This is a genomic window from Kitasatospora sp. NPDC032150 (assembly GCF_055579945.1).
In genome coordinates this window covers 1-1,729 of record NZ_JBVIMH010000102.1, presented here as the reverse complement: position 1 = coordinate 1,729, position 1,729 = coordinate 1, and the positions used below count along the sequence as shown (strand labels likewise).

Sequence of the window (1,729 nt, the reverse complement as noted above, 5' to 3'; positions counted from 1 at the left end):
CAACCCGACGGCTCCACCCTGCCTCGAAAACGCCGACACCATGCCTGAACAGCGGAAACTCAACGATCACGTTCGGAAAGACAACGGCTTCTGAGACAACCGAGCCGCCGTCAAACTTCGCTGAGACTGGTCGAACTTGGTGGACTCCTCGACGCTCCGCCCCCGCAACCTTGGTGACCCCTGAGCACCTTGATGCCCAGGGGCGGACACCTTGATGACGGCACCGGGATCCCTTGACGGCCACGGCGGGCATCTTGATGGCCGGGCAGAACACCTTGATGGCGCCAGCCCCGCCCGCTGCGCCCTACAGCTCCCAGACCCCGGGCAGTGTCCTGCCGGTGGCCTTTCGGGTCGGCGTCTTCTTTGCGCTCTTCGTGGCGCTGGTGCTCTTCACCCCGGGGTGGGCCTTGGGGTGCTGGGCCTGGGCGTCGGCGATCGCGATCTCCAGGATGGCGGTCAGATCGGTAACGGGGCGGCCGGGCGGCAGAACCCGGGAGGCGGGCGCATGCGGCGGCGCAGGTTTTTGCAGGCGCTTCGGGCCACGGCCGAGGTCCCCGAGGGTGAGCCGGGCAGCCTGGCCCCGGCCCGCCGAGCCGCGTTGGAGGAGATCGACCCGTGGTGGTTCGCGGTCTGGAAGCACTCTTCCACTTGCCACCTCGCCCCGGCGATCCGGGCGAGGTCCGTCTGTCGGGTGTCGGCGGGGCCGTAGCAGACGTAGTGGGCGATCTCGGTCGGGTTGCTGACGCTTCGTCGGGCCAGGACCCAGTGGCCGAAGCCGTTCTCCCAGTAGATGCGGATGGGCACGCGGGCCCAGTCGTAGATCCGCTGGCCGTGGGCGCCAGGCCCGTCGGACAGCCGCTTCCAGGCCTGACGGGACAGGGCGGCGACGAGCTGGTCCACGCGGGCGTCCGCACCGCCCGTGGTGATGACGGTGTCGTTGACCTTGGTGGCCAGCACGTGGGCGACCCTTCGCTCCTCCAGCCAGAACCGCAGGGTCTTGACCTGGCCGTATGCCTCGTCGGCGGTCACCCAGGCGAAGGGGACCTTCGCGTCGAGGGCGCGCTGGAGCATGGCCCGGAAGTGCTCGATCTTCGTGGCGAACGGCACGTCGTCCTCGATGCCGGCGGCCCGGCAGCGTGCCCGGTCGTCGGTCCAGGAGGCTGGCAGGTACAGCTCGCGGTCGATCAACGCCCGTCCCTTGGTGGAGGCGTAGGCCAGGAACGTGCCGATTTGGCAGTGCTCGGTGCGGCCGGCGGTGCCGGAGTACTGTTGCTGGACGCCGGCCGAGCGGGTGCCCTTCTTCAGGAATCCGTGTCGTCGCCGATCAGCACCGCGTCCTTGTCGCCGATGTTCTCCACGACGAAGTCCCGCACGTCGTCGCGGACCGCATCGGCGTCCCAGTCGCCGAGTTCAGCAGCCGCTGCATCCCGTCCAGGCAGTCCTGGCCAGCCCGTTCCGCCAGCGACCAGCCGTTCTTGCGCTCCAGCGGGGCGATCAACCCGGCCATGTACTCCAGTGCCCGCCCTCGCGGCTCCGACTGGTGAAACGCGACGCGAAGCGGGCGTGCAACCCCGCCAGCGCCGCCTTCCACTCCTCGACCTGCCCCACCCCAAGATCAATCACCCGCCAAGTCAACAACGCCGCTGCGTTATGGCATGAGTGCGCAGGTCAAGGGGCTTGAACAAGGCAACGGGACACCTGTAGATCAACGATCGGCGAAGAAAGTCGA

1 pseudogene is annotated in these 1,729 nt (G+C 68.4%); it reads right to left on the bottom strand.

What is annotated here, in order from left to right:
• Window positions 1–588 precede the first annotated feature (588 nt).
• Window positions 589–1,608: pseudogene (locus ACZ5ON_RS35975) on the bottom strand (IS701 family transposase); the annotation flags it as partial.
• Window positions 1,609–1,729 lie beyond the last annotated feature (121 nt).